The organism is Agrobacterium sp. 22-209-1 (genome assembly GCF_053522485.1).
On sequence record NZ_JBNWCH010000008.1, the window covers coordinates 75,413 to 91,312 of the forward strand.

The following is a 15,900-nucleotide window of genomic DNA, read 5'->3' on the forward strand; positions in this document are numbered from 1 at the left end:
TTGCCGGCCGGGGCCGTAAACCCCGGCCGGAAGGCTTCGGCCATGTTCCATACTGGAGACATTCCCTTGTTTTTATCCACCCTCATCTTCGGTTTGATTCTGGGAGGGACCTATGCGCTGATCGCGCTTGGACTTTCGCTGCAATATGGCATCGCCCGCATCATGAACCTTGCCTATGGCGAAGTGCTGATTGCGGCTGCTTTCATCACCTTCGTGCTGTTTTCCGCCTATGGCCTGTCGCCGCTCTGGTCGCTTTTCATCATCGTTCCGCTCGGTTACGCCCTGTCTTTCGTCATCTACCGGGTCATGATGCGGCCGCTGGTGCGCCGTTCGGGCGCGTCCGGCCGTCTGGAAGTCGATTCCATTCTGGCGACCTTCGGGCTGCTCTTCGTTATCCAGGGCATCATGCTCGTGGCGTTCGGCGGCAACTACCATTCCTATTCCTACCTCTCCGATGGCGTCGACGTCTTCGGCACGACAGTGGCGCTGAACCGGCTCTTGTCCTTCGGCCTGTCGGTCGCAATCGGTGGCGGGCTTTATCTGGCGCTCACCCACAGCCGCTGGGGCCTCAACCTGCGGGCGGTTGCGCTGGCGCCGAGGTCGGCTCCGCTGGTCGGCATCGATGTGAACCGCGTGGCCTCGATCGGTTTTGCGCTTGGCGGCGCACTCGCCGTGGCAGGCGGGATGATGATCTCTATGTATCAGACTTTTTCCGCCTCCTATGGTGTTGTCTTCACCATGAAGGCGCTTGTCGTCGTCATCATGGGCGGTGTTGGCAATCTGCTCGGCGCGCTGGTTGCCGGCCTGATGCTCGGCCTCGTGGAGACCTTCGTGCTTGTTTATGTCGATCCCGGCCTCACGCTTGCCGCCACCTATCTGCTTTTCCTTGTGGTGCTGCTCTGGCGTCCGGAAGGCATTTTCGCAAGGAGGGGCAAATGATCCCGCTTCTCATCGGCCTTGCCGCAACCGCGCTGCTGGCGCTTTCCCCCTTCTTTTTCGATGCCTATGGCGTCGGTGTTATCATCGGCCTTCTCGGTTATGCGACGCTTGCCTCCGCCTGGGCGATGTTCTCCGGTCCGACGCGGTATATTTCGCTCGCCACCGTCGCTTTCTTCGGTGTCGGGGCCTATACGGTTGCGGTGCTGAGCGAAGTTTTACCATGGCCGCTCGTCCTCCTGAGCGCGGCCCTTGTCGGCGCGTCGCTGGCGCTCGTCGTCGGGCTGTCCACACTGCGCGTCGCCGGCATTTATTTCGTGATCTTTTCCTTCGGTCTTGCCGAACTCATCCGCCAGCTCATCACCTGGTACGAGGTGAATGTGACCGGCACGCTCGGCCGCTATATCTTCCTGCCGCTGGAGCCGCAGCATGTGCTCTGGCAATTGCTGGCGTTGGCTGTCATTACCCTCCTGCTGTCGACGCTCATCGACCGCAGCAAGCTCGGACTGGCGCTGAAGGCAATCGGCGACGACGAGGTTGTGGCCGCCCATGCCGGCATTAATCTCGCACGCACCAAGCTGACGCTTTTCGTGCTGTCGGCCACGATCATCACGCTTGTCGGTGCCATTCAGGCCCCGCGCTGGGTCTATATCGAGCCGGCCATCGTCTTCAATCCGCAGGTCTCGTTCCTCACCGTCATCATGGCACTGCTTGGCGGTGCCACACGACGCTGGGGACCGATCCTCGGTGCGGTGCCGCTTTTCCTGCTGTTCGAGTGGCTGGGTGCCAACTTCCCCAATCATTTTTCCATCATTCTCGGCGCTCTCTTCATCCTCATCGTGTTCGTGCTGCCGGATGGCGTGCTCGCGGCGCTCGAGAAGTTGCGCAAAAAGGAGAAAGCTGCATGAGCGCCGTTCTCGAAATCACCGATATCCGCAAGACCTTCGGCGGGCTGAAGGCGGTGGATGGCCTTGGTCTTACCATCGAGGCCGGCGAAGTCGTCGGGCTGCTTGGGCCGAACGGTTCCGGCAAGACGACGCTGATGAATCTCATCTCCGGGGCGCTGAAGCCGACCGAAGGGTCGATCCGGCTCAAAGGGCAGGAGATTGCGGGCAGACGGCCGGATGTGATTGCGCGCGCCGGCGTGGCGCGCACCTTCCAGCTCGTGCGGCTTTTGCCTTCGCTTTCCCTACTCGAAAACGTTGCCGTATCGGCCATGTTCGGCCCGCAACGGCTTTCGCGTTCCGAGGCGGAGAAGGTTGCGCGCGCCTGCCTTGAAAGGATTGGTCTTGCCGGGCGGGAGACGATGCCGGCTGGCGATCTCACCTATATTGACCAGAAACGCCTTGAACTGGCGCGTGCGCTGGCGGGTGAACCGAAGCTTCTGTTGCTGGATGAATGGCTCGCGGGCCTCAATCCCACCGAACTTCAGGAGGGAATAGCGCTGATCCGGCGGCTGGCATCGGAGGGTACGACGATCTTGCTGGTGGAACATATCATGGCCGCCGTGCGCGCCCTTTGCTCGCGCTCGGTGGTCATGGCGGCCGGTCGCAAGATTGCCGACGGGCCGACGGCGAGGGTGCTTGACGATCCGCACGTCATTTCCGCCTATCTGGGAGCGGCACATGCTTGAAATAGACGCACTGACAATCCGCTACGGCAAACATCTCGCGGTTGACGGCATATCGCTCAATGTCGCCAAGGGCGAAACGGTGGTGCTGCTCGGTGCCAATGGAGCCGGCAAGTCGTCACTGCTGAAGGCGGTCGGCGGCATGGTTGCGGCAGCCGCCGGCGACGTGCGCGTCAATGGCGAGTCGCTTGCCGAGGTTCCCGCCCATCAGATCGTGGAGCGGGGTGTGGCGCTGGTGCCGGAGGGGCGCGGAATTTTCGCGGCGTTGACGGTGGAAGACAATCTCCGTCTCGGAGCCAATCCCCGCCATGCTCGTTCAGCGGAAAAGACGACAAGAGAGCATATTTTTTCGCTGTTTCCGCGGCTTGCGGAGCGGCGGCAGCAGCTTGCCGGCACCATGTCCGGCGGCGAGCAGCAGATGGTCGCCATCGGCCGCGCGTTGATGTCGGCACCAGATTATCTGCTGCTGGATGAACCGAGCCTTGGCCTTGCGCCCATCGTTACACAGGAACTTTTTGCCGCTTTGGCGGAGATCAAGAAAAGCGGCCTTTCCATTCTGCTCGTAGAGCAGAATGTGCGCGAAAGCCTCGCGCTTGCCGATCGCGGTTATTTGCTGGAAGCAGGGCGGATTGTCGGGGCAGGCACGGCTGAAGCCCTGTCCGCCGATCCCGCCGTGCAACGGGCGTTTCTTGGCGGCACCACCGCCGCCATTGTCTGAATTCAGGAGGAAGATCATGCAGACTGTCAATCTTTTCATCGGTGGCGACCATTGCCCGGCCACAAGCGGCAAGCGCTTCGAACGCAGCAACCCCATTACCGGCGACGTGGCGACGAGTGCTGCGGCGGCAACAGTGGAGGACGCTACCCGCGCGGCCGATGCCGCGGCGGCCGCTTTCCCGGTCTGGTCGGCAACGCCGCCCGGTGAACGCCGTCGCCTGCTTCTGGCCGCTGCGCAGGCGCTTCTGGCTGCAGGGCCCGATATTACCCAGGCGATGAAGGAAGAAATCGGCGCAACCGACGCCTGGGCCGGTTTCAACGTCAAACTGGCAAGCGATATGCTGGTGGAGGCCGCAAGCCTCACCACCCAGATCAAGGGCGAGATCATTCCGTCCAACCGTCCGGGAACCATGGCGATGGCGCTGCGCCAGCCGGCGGGCGTTGTGCTGTCCATCGCGCCGTGGAACGCGCCGGTTATTCTCGGCGTGCGCTCCATCGCCACTCCGCTTGCCTGCGGCAATACGGTGGTGATGAAGACCTCGGAACTCTGCCCACGCACCCATGCGCTGATCATTGAGGCGGTCGCTTCCGCCGGTCTGCCCAAGGGTGTGCTCAACGCCGTCTCCAACGCGCCGGAAGATGCCGCAAAGATCGTCGATACGCTGATCGCACACCCCGCCGTCAGACGCGTGAATTTCACCGGCTCGACCCGTGTCGGCCGGGTGATTGCCGAAACGGCCGGCCGTTACCTGAAACCCGCTCTGCTGGAGCTTGGCGGCAAGGCGCCGTTCATTGTGCTTGACGATGCCGATATCGACGCGGCTGTCGCGGCCGCCGCTTTCGGCGCATACATGAACCAGGGCCAGATCTGCATGTCGACGGAACGCATCATCGTGCTCGACAGCGTCGCCGATACATTTGTGGAGGCCTTCGCGAAAAAAGCCTCGAGCCTCACGGCTGGCGATCCGCGTGAGGGCAAAACACCGCTCGGCTCGCTGGTCAGCGCCGAAGCAACCTCGCGCATTCGGGCGCTGGTGGATGACGCCGTCTCCAAGGGTGCACGGCAGGTCGCCGGTGGCGGCGGCAACGGCACGATGCTCGATGCGATTGCCGTCGATGGCGTCACCCCCGCCATGCGGCTATATTCGGAGGAAAGTTTCGGTCCGGTCGTTTCCATCATCAGGGCCGGCAGCATCGATGAGGCGGTAAGCATTGCCAATGAAACCGAGTTCGGCCTCTCCGCTGCGATTTTCGGTAGGGATCAGGCACGGGCGCTGTCCATTGCCGCCCGTATAGAAAGCGGCATATGCCACATCAACGGTCCAACCGTTCACGATGAAGCGCAGATGCCCTTCGGCGGGGTTAAGGCCTCCGGCTACGGCCGCTTTGGCGGCACGGCGGGCATTGCGGAATTCACAGAGCTACGCTGGGTCACATTGCAGGACGGACCGCTGCATTATCCGATCTGAACAGGAAACGGTACAAGCCGGCGGGCGGCGTTACCGCCGCTCGTCGATCAGCCAGCCGGTGAGTTTTCTCACCGCGGTGTCGCTGCTTTTCGGTCGCATCAGCCAGTAGCCGCGCCCCGGTGCATCGAGGCTTGGGCCTGCCGTCACCAGCACGCCGGCCTGAAGCAACGGATCGACCAGTCCGGCCCAGCCGAGCGCGAAACCCTGCTCGCCAATGGTTGCCTGCACCACCATGGTGTAATTGTTGAAGCTGATGTCGCCGCCATCGTGGTCGGCCGGTCTCTGCACGCCGAAATGCTTGAAGTAGGAAGGCCAGTCGAACCAGTGCGCTTGCGAGGTGTTTTCGAGGTGAATGAGCTTCCGCCGCGAAAAATCCGCAACGGTTGCGGGTGCCGGTGTCTCGGTCAGCAGGGCAGGCGAGCAGACCGGCGTGACCTTTTCTGAAAGCAGCAGCACCGCGCCGTCGCCGGCCTCCTGCCGCGTGCCGAAAATGATCATCACGTCGCTATCGTGCTTGCCCTGGCCCAGCGGATCCTGCGTGGCGACGATCTGGATATTGATATCCGGATTGAGCGTTCGAAAGCCATGCATGCGCGGGATGAGCCATAAGGAAGAAAAGGCATAGTCCGTGTGCAGGCGGATGGTCTGCCGTTCCTCCGTCCGGCGAAGCTGCTGTGCGAGATGGTCGATGGCGTCGACATTGCGTGAAACAATCTCGAATAGTTTTTGTCCCTCGGCCGTTAGTTCGATGCCGCGATGTCTGCGCTGCACGAGCGCTACGCCCAGTTCCTCCTCCAGGCGGCGAATCTGATAGCTTACGGCCGGTTGCGTCAGCCGCAGGGATGCCGCCGCCGCCGTCAGGCTGCCGCGGCGGGCAACCTCGGTGAAAATGCGCATCCATCCCAGATCGAGCGGCCGGTCTGACATTAAAATTCCTTATATCAACCATCGAAAAATACCCGCTTCACAGGCAAAAGCAACGTGGTGTTCAATAAACTGGATTGATAAAAGGGGAGCCGCAATGAAAACCATTTCTCATCTGCATCGCATCGCCGCCGGTCTCATTCTGTCGGTGGCAGCCTTCTCCACCCCACTTCAGGCGGCCGATGACGCGGCCTGCAAGACCATCCGCCTCAGCGATCCCGGCTGGACCGACATCACCGCCACCAATGGTGTCGCGTCCGTGCTGCTGGATGCCTTGGGTTATGAAGCCGACGTCAAGACGCTGTCAGTGCCGATCGGCTATCAGGCGATGAAGAACGGTGAAATCGACGTTTTTCTCGGCAACTGGATGCCGGCGCAGAAATCCTTCGTGGATGATCTTGATGCCGCCAAGGCGGCAGAGGTGATGACGAAGAACCTCGAAGGCGCCAAGTTCACGCTGGCGGTGCCGGCCTATATGGCGGAAAAGGGCGTGAAGGATTTCGCCGATCTCGCCAAACACGCCGATGAGTTCGAAAGCAAGATTTACGGCATCGAGCCGGGCGCGCCGGCCAACCAGAATATCCAGAAGATCATCGACGCCAATGATTTCGGCCTGAAAGGCTGGCAACTCGTCGAATCCGGCGAGCAAGCCATGCTGGCGCAGGTGGAACGGGCAGGCAGGGACAAGAAGGCCGTGGTCTTCCTTGCCTGGGCGCCGCATCCGATGAATGAGAAGATCGATATCGCCTATCTCTCCGGCGGGGACGCCTATTTCGGCCCGAATTTCGGCGGCGCGGAAGTCTACACGCTCGCCCGCACCGGCTGGCCGCAGCAATGCCCGAATGCGGCGACGCTGTTCAAGAACCTCAAATTCGATATTGGCATGGAAAACAGCCTGATGGGTTCCATCCTCGGCGGCGAAGATTCCAAGGCCGCGGCGACGGCCTGGCTGAAGGCCAATCCCAAATCGCTGGATGGCTGGCTGCAGGGTGTCACCACGCTGGATGGCAAGCCGGGTGCGGACGCCGTCAAAGGCAAGCTTGGCCTCTAAAATCGGAAAGTGGAAATGCCGCGTCCCAATATTCTGATCCTGATGGCCGACCAATTCAACGGGACGTTTTTTCCCGATGGCCCGGCCGATTTTCTCCACGCACCACATCTCAAAACATTGGCGAAGCGCTCTGTGCGCTTCGCCAATACCTATACGGCAAGTCCGCTCTGCGCGCCGGCGCGCGCCTCCTTCATGTCCGGGCAGTTGCCAAGCCGGACACGGGTCTATGACAATGCCGCCGAATTCGCTTCCGATATTCCGACCTATGCGCATCACCTGCGGGCGGCGGGTTACTACACCGGTCTTTCGGGAAAGATGCATTTCGTCGGCCCGGACCAGCTGCATGGCTTCGAGGAGCGCCTGACGACGGATATCTATCCGGCTGATTTCGGCTGGACGCCTGATTATACCAAGCCGGGCGAGCGGATCGACTGGTGGTATCACAATCTCGGTTCGGTGACCGGCGCTGGTGTCGCGGAAATCACCAACCAGATGGAATATGATGACGAGGTGGCCTACAACGCCACCCGCAAGCTTTACGACCTGTCGCGCCGCCTCGATGAGCGGCCGTGGTGCCTGACTGTCAGCTTCACCCATCCGCACGATCCCTATGTGGCGCGGCGCAAGTTCTGGGATCTATACGAGGACTGCCCGGCGCTCGATCCGCAGTCGCAGGCGATTGCCTTCGAGGAGCAGGACCCGCATTCGAAGCGGCTGCTGGAAGCCTGCGATCATGGGGCATTCGAGATCACAGGCGAGCAGATACGCCGGGCACGGCGCGGTTATTTCGCCAATATTTCCTATATCGACGAAAAGATCGGCGAGATACTCGACGTGTTGAAAGCGACACGGATGGAGGAAAACACCATCATTCTCTTCCTGTCGGACCACGGCGATATGCTGGGCGAGCGTGGCCTGTGGTTCAAGATGTGTTTCTTCGAAGGCTCCGCTCGTGTACCGCTGATGTTGGCCGCACCCGGCTGGCAGCCGGCTTTGATCGACACGCCGGTCTCGACACTCGATGTCACGCCGACGCTGTGCGGGCTGGCGGGTCTCGATATCACTTCGCTCAAACGCTGGACGGATGGCGAGGATCTGGCGGCGCTTGCCAAGGGAACCGGCGGGCGTGGCCCGGTGCCGATGGAATATGCCGCCGAAGGCTCGATAGCACCGCTCGTTGCCCTTCGCGATGGGCGCTACAAGCTGTCGGTTTGCGAAGCCGATCCGCCGCTGCTTTACGATCTTGAGGCTGATCCGGAAGAGCGCACGAACCTTGCCGGCGATCCGGCTTTCACCGATGTGCTTTCATCGCTTTCCGCCGAGATTGGTCGGCGCTGGCAATTGCCGGTCTTCGACGCTGCCGTTCGCGAAAGTCAGGCGCGGCGCTGGGTGGTCTACAAGGCGTTGCGCAACGGGGCTTATTATCCATGGGATTACCAGCCCCTGCAGAAAGCCTCGGAACGCTACATGCGCAACCACATGGACCTCAACGTGCTGGAGGAAAACCAGCGTTTTCCGCGGGGAGAGTGATGATGCGTTAACGGGCTGCCACAGCCTCCTGCCGTTAATCGCAAGGAAGTTCGCAAGTCCTCACGGTGTTTGAACCCTGAGCCGGATCCAGCTCAGAGCCGAAGCCTTGATGCGATCATAAAAGGCGCGGGCAAAGCGCACGTAGCGCATAATCCAGGCGAGCCAGCCATAGGTGAGCAGCTTTTCCTTACCTGCATGGTAGATGCGCTCGACAATCAGAAAGGTCGAGAGATGGGCAACGATCGTCAGAACCACCCCGGACTTGAAAGCGCCATGGGCGATAAGGAGGAGACCGACGATCTTCATCGGCTCGGCGATTGCAAAGGGAACGGCAAGGCAGATAAGAATGGCAAGACGTGGCAGTTCAGCGATGCGATTTTCCAGTCGCTGAATGAATGTCAGGTTTGATATGGCCCGGATGACCGGCCGATAGAGCGGGCGAACAATACCGTCGAGGATCAGGGCGAAAACGATGATCGCCCGAAGCGGAAAGACGAGGATCGTCCGGATTATGCTCTTCACCTCGGCGGGTCTCCAAAAAGGGGCGTAACGCCCATCCTTAATCGCCTGAAACATGTCAAAACGAAGTCGCGTTGCGTTCAGCCCTGCCGCACGCTCGCATACATGCCGGTGGTGCGGAATTCGCTGGGGTTGGTGCCGTAGAGCCTGCGAAAGACCTTGGAGAAATAGTTCGGGTCCTCGAACCCGCACAGCACCGACACTTCCTTGATGGGAAGGTCGGCAGCCGAGGTCAGAAGCTTGGCCGCTCGGCGCAGGCGTCGCTGCAGCACGAATTCCGCCGGCGACAGGCCTTCGCTTGCCGCGAAGATGCGGGAAAAATGTGCGCGGCTGAGGCCTGCCACCGCCGCAAGGTCGCTGACCGAAAGCCGTTCGCCGAGATGGATGTCGATGTAGCTCAGCACCTGCTGCATGGTGCGATATTCGCCCCCGAAAGATGGATGGGAACCGAAGACATCGTCATAAAGCGTCATTGCCGCCTCATAGGCAACGGCGGAGGCAGCGCCTGGCGTTTCCGCGCCATTGACGAGGCGGGAACAGCATTCGGCGAGATGATCCACGGTTTCGGGCTGAAGCTTGAGGATCGGGCCGGTAACGGAAAGGATATTGCGGTGAATGCGCAATGCTTCCTCGCCATTCATGGAAATCCAGAAGAATTCCCATTGCTTGCCCTCCTCAAGCCAGTAGCGGTGATTGTGAGGAATGAGCAGCAGCAGGATTTCGCCCGGCCTAACGACGTAATGGCGGTTTTCGTAACGCAGGTTGCCCTGTCCGCCGATACAATATTGCATCACGGTGAACGGCGTCTGGCCGCGCTTGCGCCCGTCCCAGTCGTAATTGCCGCTGCGGCGGATTTCATAACCGCTGCTGGTCGGCATGGTGTGCAGCGTCTGGCGGCCGCGCGGCAGCGAAACTGTTCGCATACAGGGTCCCTGGGCGATCAAATCTTGCAGCACAAAATTACCCATGAAAGCATAATCCTTCTCTGGCCCTCACCGATATTATACGCATAATCCCGATCCGAGGAGACAGCCAGCAGGATATTGTTGCTGAAAAATTGGGATGAAGGCCGGTTTTCCGGGATTCTTAACGGTATTTTTCTGCAATGCCATTTTACGATCCTTCGGCCCGTTTCACCCGTTCGATTTGCAACAGAGGTGGCGTTATGAGTTTCAAAATCGCTATTATTGGCGCAGGCAGCGTCGGTTTCACGAAAAAACTGTTCACCGATCTCCTGTGTGTGCCGGAGTTTCGCGATATTGAAGTCGCGCTCACGGATATCAGCCAGCACAATCTGGATATGATCAGGGCGATCCTCGACAAGATCGTTGAGGCTAATGGTTTCCCCGTCAAGGTGACGGCCGATACCGACCGCCGCCGGGCGCTGGAGGGCGCGAAATATATCATCAGCTGCGTGCGGGTCGGCGGTCTGGAAGCCTATGCCGACGATATCCGCATTCCGCTGAAATACGGCGTCGACCAGTGCGTGGGCGATACGATCTGCGCTGGCGGCATTCTTTATGGTCAGCGCAACATTCCGGTCATTCTGGATTTCTGCAAGGATATCCGCGAAGTCGCAGCACCGGGTGCGAAATTCCTGAACTATGCCAACCCCATGGCCATGAACACTTGGGCGGCCATCGAATATGGCAAGGTGGACACGGTCGGTCTCTGCCACGGCGTGCAGCACGGCGCGGAACAGATTGCCGAAATCCTCGGCGCGAAATCGCCTGGAGAACTCGATTATATCTGCTCCGGCATCAACCACCAGACATGGTTCATCGATCTGAAGCTCAACGGTCGCAAGATTGGCAAGGAAGAGCTGATCGCTGCCTTCGAGGCGCATCCGGTCTTCTCGCAGCAGGAGAAGCTGCGCATCGACGTGCTGAAGCGTTTCGGCGTCTATTCGACCGAAAGCAACGGTCACCTCTCCGAATATCTGCCGTGGTATCGTAAGCGACCGGAGGAGATCAGTCGCTGGATCGACATGTCCGACTGGATTCATGGCGAAACCGGCGGGTATCTTCGCCACTCCACGGAAACGCGCAACTGGTTCGAAACCGAGTTTCCGCAGTTTCTGGCGTCTGCCGCCAAGCCGATCGATCCGGCCAAGCGCTCCAACGAACATGCGAGCCATATTCTCGAGGCGCTGGAGACGGGGCGTGTCTATCGCGGCCATTTCAACGTCAAGAACAATGGCGTCATCAGCAATCTGCCGGCGGATGCCATCATCGAGTCACCCGGTTTCGTCGACCGTTTCGGCATCAACATGGTCTCGGGCATCACCTTGCCGGAAGCCTGTGCGGCTACCTGCATCGCCTCCATCAACGTCCAGCGCATGTCGGTGCATGCGGCGGTCAGCGGCGATATCGATCTTTTGAAGCTCGCCGTGCTGCATGATCCGTTGGTCGGCGCCGTCTCCACGCCAGAGGAGGTCTGGCAGATGGTGGATGAGATGGTTGTCGCGCAGGCGCGCTGGCTGCCGCAATATGCCGATGCCGTTCCGGCAGCAAAGGAGCGGCTTGCGAAATCAACCGTCAAGACGCGTGACTGGGCGGGGGCCGCCCGCCGCAATGTGCGTTCCATCGAAGAATTGCGGGCCGAAAAATCGGCACTCAAGAAGGCTGTCTGAGGAAAAAGCATGAAAACAGGCCGGTGGCGAAAGGGAGTTCGCCGTCCGGTCTTAACGATCACAGAGGGTGGGCGCTCGAAGAGCTGCCATTTGGGAGGAAAAACGATGTTACTTCAACACAGGATCGGTATCATCTCGGCACTGGGTCTCGGTGTTTCGATGATCGCACTCAATGCGAATGCCTTCGAGACCACCACGCCGCCCGAGCCGCCGCAATTTCCGGCCGAAGGCAAGATCAATTATGTGGCGCGCGACTCGATCCTCGAATTCAAGGCGCTGCCGGACTACAGCGAACCTGACTGGATCACAGAGAAATTCGAAAAGACCGGCAAGCTGCCGCCCTTGAAAGAGCGCCTGCCGGAAGAGCCTCTGGTCTACAAGACCGGCAATATGCCCGACGGCATGGGTGTTTACGGCGACACGATGCGCCATGTGGTGGGCGGCAGGCCCGAGGGCTGGAACTACATTGCCGGCCAGAGCCAGGGCTGGGGCGGCATCGATATCGCCCTTTCCGAATGCCTGACGCGCACCGCGCCGCTCTTCCAGGTGGATGCCAAGGATACCGAACCGCTGCCCAATCTGGCGAAAAGCTGGGAATGGTCCGAAGACGGCCACAAGCTGACGATGCATCTCGTCAAGGGTGCCAAGTGGTCCGACGGCGAGCCCTTCAACGCCGATGACGTGATGTTTTACTGGGAAGACGCCGTCATCGATCCCAATGTCTCACCGCTTGGCGGCGGTGCATCACCGGAGGCTTTCGGCGAGGGAACGACGCTGAAGAAGGTCGATGATTACACCGTCGAATGGACGTTCAAGGCGGCGTTTCCCAAACAATATCTCTACACCATGGCCTATCCGAGCTTCTGCCCCGGGCCGTCGCATCTCTTGAAGCCCCAGCATCCCAAATACTCCAAGAACACCTATAACCAGTTCAAGAACGCGTTCCCGCCGGAATATATGAACATGCCGGTCATGGGCGCATGGGTGCCGGTGTCATACCGGCCGGACGATCTCATCGTTCTGCGTCGCAACCCCTATTACTGGAAGGTCGATGAGAAGGGCCAGCAGCTGCCCTATCTCAACGAAGTTCACTACAAGCTCTCCACCTGGGCAGACCGTGATGTGCAGGCCGTGGCGGGATCTGGCGATTTCTCAAACCTGGAACAGCCGGAAAATTTCGTCGCTTCACTGAAACGCGCCGCCGAGCCCAATGCCCCGGCCCGCCTTGCCTTCGGGCCGCGCCTCATAGGCTATAATCTGCAGATGAACTTCTCCGCCAATGGCTGGGGCAATCCGGACGAGCGCGGGCAGGCCATTCGCGAGCTGAACCGCAACGAGGTGTTCCGGCAGGCCGTTACATCGGCCATCGACCGCAAGGCCGTCGGCGACTCGCTGGTGAAGGGTCCGTTCACGGCGATTTATCCGGGCGGAATTTCGTCTGGCACCAGTTTCTATGATCGCGCCTCCACGGTCTATTACCCCTTCGACCTTGAGGGAGCCAAGGCCGCACTCGCCTCGATCGGCCTGAAGGACACGGATGGCGATGGTTTCCTGAATTTCCCGAAGGAAACGCTGGGCGGTCGCAACGTCGAAATAACCCTTCTCGTCAATAACGGTTACGCGACGGACAAGAGCCTCGCGGAAGGTCTTGTTGGCCAGATGGCGAAACTCGGCCTGCGCGTCGTTATCAACAGTCTCGATTCCAACCAGCGCGACGCCGCCCATTATGGCGGACAGTTCGACTGGCTGGTGCGGCGCAACTCCACCGAGCTTTCATCCGTGGTGCAAAATACCGAGCAGCTTGCCCCTGTCGGCCCGCGCACCAGCTGGAACCATCGCTCGCCCGAAGGCAAGGAACTCGATCTGATGCCGTTCGAGAAGGAGATGGCCGACATCGTTCGCAAATTCATCTCGTCGCAAGACAATGCCGAGCGGGCGGAACTGATGAAGCAATATCAGAAGGTCTATACGCAGAACCTCTATACGATTGGCCTCACCGAATATCCCGGCGCACTGATCGTCAACAAGCGGTTCTCGAATGTGCCGCAGGGCACGCCGATCTTCATGTTCAACTGGGCCGAAGATTCCATCATCCGCGAACGCCTTTGGGTCGCAGCCGACAAGCAGGGCAAATACGAACTTTTCCCGCAGCAGCTTCCCGGCAAGCCGGGAGAGGGCGGGCCGATCAACTAAAGCATTTCCAGGAAGAGCGGACACTGCTTTTTCGTCTGAAAATGCCAAGACCCTGAAGAACTCCTCCCGGAGCACACCCGGTACCGGTCGCGCGTAAAGCGCGGCCGGCAACACACGGCCCATCCAAACCGAGGAAGACCGTTCGATGCTGAGATTTCTAACGATACGCGTTGCATCCGCCATTCCGGTGCTGCTGATCCTGAGCGTGGTGACCTTCGCCATCATTCAGGCGCCGCCCGGCGATTATGCCGACTACATCCGCTCGCAGCTGATGAACCAGGGTGGGGCATCCTTCGAGCAGGCGGAAGCGCAGGCGCAGGCTTACCGTATCGAACATGGCCTCGATAAGCCGCTCGTCATTCAATATTTCAACTGGATCGGGGGCATCGTCACCCGCGGCGATTTCGGCTACAGCTTCTATTACAACAAGGCGGTTGCCGATGTGGTTGGCGAACGCCTGCCGCGCACCATTGCGCTGGCGCTGGTCTGCCACATCTTTGCGTCCATTCTCGGCATCGCTTTCGGCATCTGGGCGGCCACACGGCAATATTCCTGGGTCGACAACCTTCTCTCCACCATCGCCTTCCTCGGCATGACGATCCCGCGTTTCCTGATGGCGCTGATCCTTGTTTATCTCATGGTGTTTCATTTCGACGTGTCGGAGATCGGCAGTTTCTTTTCGCCGCAATATGGCGGGGCGCCCTGGTCGTGGGCAAAATTCGTCGATCTCGTCAGCCATGTCTGGCCGGTGGTCGCCATCGCCGTCTTCGGCGGCCTTGCCTACAATATGCGGGTCATGCGCGGCAATCTGCTCGATACGCTGAATGCGCAATATGTCGAGACGGCCCGCGCCAAGGGGCTTTCAGAAGGCGCCGTCATCATGCGCCATGCGGTGCCGAATGCCGTGCACCCCCTCGTCATGTATCAGGGCGTGGTGCTGCCCTATATGTTGAGCGGTGAAATCGAGACCGCGATCATCTTCGCGCTGCCGACCGTCGGCCCGGCCATTGTCGGCTCCATGGCGGTGGGAGATGTTTATGTCACCGCCACCTTCATGATGGTGCTGGCTGCAACGCTGATCGTCGGCAACATCATCGCCGACATGCTGCTCGCCATGCTCGACCCGCGCGTCCGCGAATTCGGGAGGGCCTGAGATGATGGCGTTTGACGACGTGAAAACCGAAACTGCCACCGCGGCGAAACCCGACCGCTCCACCCATGGCAACGAGACCTATCTCGCACTGGTCTGGCGGCGTCTCCGGCGCTCGTTTACCGGCATCATCGGGCTGGTGCTGGTAGCGCTGTTGATCCTGGTTGCCGTCTTTGCGGATTTCTTCGCGCCGATGAACCCGCTTGAAACCAATGCCAGCTTCTCGCCGCCGCAGGTGGTCAGTTTCTTCGACAAAGACGGCAATTTAAGCCTTGCACCGCGCGTCTATGCCATCGCCGAGACGGAAGAACTCGATCCCGTCACCTTCCAGCCCATCGTCGGGCCGGATTACGACAATCCCGTCTATCTCGGCTTCTTCGTCAAAGGTGCGGAATACAGGCTGTTGGGCCTTATCCCGATGAGTCGGCATTTCTTCGGCTCGACCGATGGCCAGCCTGTCCATTTTCTCGGCACCGACAAGTTCGGGCGCGACGTGCTGTCGCGCGCCATTTACGGCTCGCGCATCTCGCTTGCCATCGCCTTAAGCGTCGTCGCCATCGTCACCGTCATCGGCACCAGTGTCGGTCTGATATCAGGATATTTCGGCGGGCCGCTGGATGCCTGGGTGCAGCGTTTTGTGGAAGTGGTGCTGGCCTTTCCCCAATTGCCGCTTTATCTCGCGCTAACCTCGCTCATTCCGGTCACCGCACCGACGACCGTGTTCCTTGTCTTTGTGGTCGGCGTTATGTCGGCGCTTGGCTGGGCGCAGATGTCGCGCGAGGTGCGCGGCAAGACGCTGGCGCTCGCGCGTATCGATTATGTGCGCGCGGCGATTGCCGTTGGCGCGACCGACCGGCGCATCATCTTCCAGCACATCCTGCCGAATGTGATGAGCCATGTGATCGTTGCCGTGACCTTGCATATTCCGAGCGTCGTTCTGCTCGAATCCTTCCTGGGGTTCCTTGGCTTTGCGGTCAAACCACCGCTCATCTCCTGGGGCCTGATGCTGCAGGATACGGCGACCTATTCCGTCATCGGCTCCTATCCGTGGATCCTTGCCCCGGTCGGCTTCGTGCTGGTCACCGTCTTTGCTTTCAACGCGCTCGGCGACGGCCTGCGCGATGCCGTCGATCCCTATTGAGAGGTGCG

At 60.1% G+C, this 15,900-nt stretch carries 14 protein-coding genes; 11 read left to right on the top strand and 3 right to left on the bottom strand.

All coding sequences use genetic code 11. The features are described 5' to 3' along the window. The first annotated feature begins 66 nt into the window (after nt 1–66). Genes ACQZ48_RS17570 through ACQZ48_RS17590 form a run of 5 tightly spaced genes read left to right on the top strand, consistent with a single transcriptional unit; the run spans nt 67 to nt 4,752 of the window. Nucleotides 67–939: a branched-chain amino acid ABC transporter permease gene (locus ACQZ48_RS17570; RefSeq protein WP_448729093.1), complete on the top strand. Its 873-nt coding sequence runs from the start codon at nt 67–69 to the stop codon at nt 937–939. Continuing rightward, nucleotides 936–1,844, top strand: a complete 909-nt coding sequence (locus ACQZ48_RS17575; protein WP_448729094.1) for a branched-chain amino acid ABC transporter permease — start codon at nt 936–938, stop codon at nt 1,842–1,844. The genes ACQZ48_RS17570 and ACQZ48_RS17575 overlap by 4 nt, the downstream gene beginning before the upstream one ends. Next, complete coding sequence (locus ACQZ48_RS17580) at nt 1,841–2,569, top strand: ABC transporter ATP-binding protein (protein WP_077983945.1); 729 nt, start codon at nt 1,841–1,843, stop codon at nt 2,567–2,569. Before ACQZ48_RS17575 ends, ACQZ48_RS17580 begins: the two co-directional genes overlap by 4 nt. Beyond that, nucleotides 2,562–3,284, top strand: a complete 723-nt coding sequence (locus ACQZ48_RS17585) for an ABC transporter ATP-binding protein (protein ID WP_077983944.1) — start codon at nt 2,562–2,564, stop codon at nt 3,282–3,284. The genes ACQZ48_RS17580 and ACQZ48_RS17585 overlap by 8 nt, the downstream gene beginning before the upstream one ends. A gap of 16 nt (nt 3,285–3,300) precedes the next feature. Further along, a complete protein-coding gene (locus tag ACQZ48_RS17590) occupies nt 3,301–4,752 on the top strand; it encodes an aldehyde dehydrogenase (protein WP_149148151.1) in 1,452 nt (483 codons plus the stop codon). Between the two features lie 30 nt (nt 4,753–4,782). On the opposite strand, the gene ACQZ48_RS17595 is transcribed toward ACQZ48_RS17590, so the two are convergent. Continuing rightward, nucleotides 4,783–5,679, bottom strand: a complete 897-nt coding sequence (locus ACQZ48_RS17595; protein WP_448729095.1) for a choline sulfate utilization transcriptional regulator — start codon at nt 5,677–5,679, stop codon at nt 4,783–4,785. 94 nt (nt 5,680–5,773) lie between these two features. Between ACQZ48_RS17595 and ACQZ48_RS17600 the strand changes: the two genes are divergently transcribed. Together ACQZ48_RS17600 and betC are read left to right on the top strand one after the other, a co-directional pair. After that, complete coding sequence (locus ACQZ48_RS17600) at nt 5,774–6,727, top strand: choline ABC transporter substrate-binding protein (RefSeq protein ID WP_149148149.1); 954 nt, start codon at nt 5,774–5,776, stop codon at nt 6,725–6,727. Between the two features lie 15 nt (nt 6,728–6,742). Then, a complete protein-coding gene (gene betC, locus ACQZ48_RS17605) occupies nt 6,743–8,257 on the top strand; it encodes a choline-sulfatase (protein ID WP_173991651.1) in 1,515 nt (504 codons plus the stop codon). Between the two features lie 60 nt (nt 8,258–8,317). On the opposite strand, the gene ACQZ48_RS17610 is transcribed toward betC, so the two are convergent. Together ACQZ48_RS17610 and ACQZ48_RS17615 are read right to left on the bottom strand one after the other, a co-directional pair. Beyond that, nucleotides 8,318–8,779, bottom strand: a complete 462-nt coding sequence (locus ACQZ48_RS17610) for a hypothetical protein (protein WP_448729096.1) — start codon at nt 8,777–8,779, stop codon at nt 8,318–8,320. A gap of 77 nt (nt 8,780–8,856) precedes the next feature. Further along, complete coding sequence (locus ACQZ48_RS17615) at nt 8,857–9,744, bottom strand: AraC family ligand binding domain-containing protein (protein WP_448729097.1); 888 nt, start codon at nt 9,742–9,744, stop codon at nt 8,857–8,859. Nucleotides 9,745–9,941: 197 nt separating this feature from the next. Between ACQZ48_RS17615 and melA the strand changes: the two genes are divergently transcribed. The 4 genes from melA to ACQZ48_RS17635 all read left to right on the top strand — a co-directional run bounded on the left by melA (nt 9,942) and on the right by ACQZ48_RS17635 (nt 15,892). Further along, nucleotides 9,942–11,408, top strand: a complete 1,467-nt coding sequence (gene melA, locus ACQZ48_RS17620; protein ID WP_448729098.1) for an alpha-galactosidase — start codon at nt 9,942–9,944, stop codon at nt 11,406–11,408. A 105-nt stretch (nt 11,409–11,513) separates the two neighbouring features. Next, nucleotides 11,514–13,601: an ABC transporter substrate-binding protein gene (locus ACQZ48_RS17625; RefSeq protein ID WP_077983928.1), complete on the top strand. Its 2,088-nt coding sequence runs from the start codon at nt 11,514–11,516 to the stop codon at nt 13,599–13,601. Between the two features lie 145 nt (nt 13,602–13,746). Then, nucleotides 13,747–14,754, top strand: coding sequence for an ABC transporter permease (locus tag ACQZ48_RS17630; protein ID WP_448729099.1), 1,008 nt, complete (start codon nt 13,747–13,749; stop codon nt 14,752–14,754). 1 nt (nt 14,755) lies between these two features. After that, nucleotides 14,756–15,892, top strand: a complete 1,137-nt coding sequence (locus tag ACQZ48_RS17635; RefSeq protein ID WP_448729100.1) for an ABC transporter permease — start codon at nt 14,756–14,758, stop codon at nt 15,890–15,892. Nucleotides 15,893–15,900: the final 8 nt, after the last annotated feature.

What these genes read in the sequence shown, in the direction of transcription:
- ACQZ48_RS17625 (WP_077983928.1), top strand. Translation starts at nt 11,514, where the DNA reads ATGTTACTTCAACACAGGATCGGTATCATCTCGGCACTGGGTCTCGGT.
- ACQZ48_RS17590 (WP_149148151.1), top strand. Translation starts at nt 3,301, where the DNA reads ATGCAGACTGTCAATCTTTTCATCGGTGGCGACCATTGCCCGGCCACA.
- ACQZ48_RS17600 (WP_149148149.1), top strand. Translation starts at nt 5,774, where the DNA reads ATGAAAACCATTTCTCATCTGCATCGCATCGCCGCCGGTCTCATTCTG.
- ACQZ48_RS17585 (WP_077983944.1), top strand. Translation starts at nt 2,562, where the DNA reads ATGCTTGAAATAGACGCACTGACAATCCGCTACGGCAAACATCTCGCG.
- betC (WP_173991651.1), top strand. Translation starts at nt 6,743, where the DNA reads ATGCCGCGTCCCAATATTCTGATCCTGATGGCCGACCAATTCAACGGG.
- ACQZ48_RS17595 (WP_448729095.1), bottom strand. Translation starts at nt 5,679, where the DNA reads ATGTCAGACCGGCCGCTCGATCTGGGATGGATGCGCATTTTCACCGAG.
- ACQZ48_RS17635 (WP_448729100.1), top strand. Translation starts at nt 14,756, where the DNA reads ATGATGGCGTTTGACGACGTGAAAACCGAAACTGCCACCGCGGCGAAA.
- ACQZ48_RS17575 (WP_448729094.1), top strand. Translation starts at nt 936, where the DNA reads ATGATCCCGCTTCTCATCGGCCTTGCCGCAACCGCGCTGCTGGCGCTT.
- ACQZ48_RS17615 (WP_448729097.1), bottom strand. Translation starts at nt 9,744, where the DNA reads ATGGGTAATTTTGTGCTGCAAGATTTGATCGCCCAGGGACCCTGTATG.
- ACQZ48_RS17580 (WP_077983945.1), top strand. Translation starts at nt 1,841, where the DNA reads ATGAGCGCCGTTCTCGAAATCACCGATATCCGCAAGACCTTCGGCGGG.
- melA (WP_448729098.1), top strand. Translation starts at nt 9,942, where the DNA reads ATGAGTTTCAAAATCGCTATTATTGGCGCAGGCAGCGTCGGTTTCACG.
- ACQZ48_RS17630 (WP_448729099.1), top strand. Translation starts at nt 13,747, where the DNA reads ATGCTGAGATTTCTAACGATACGCGTTGCATCCGCCATTCCGGTGCTG.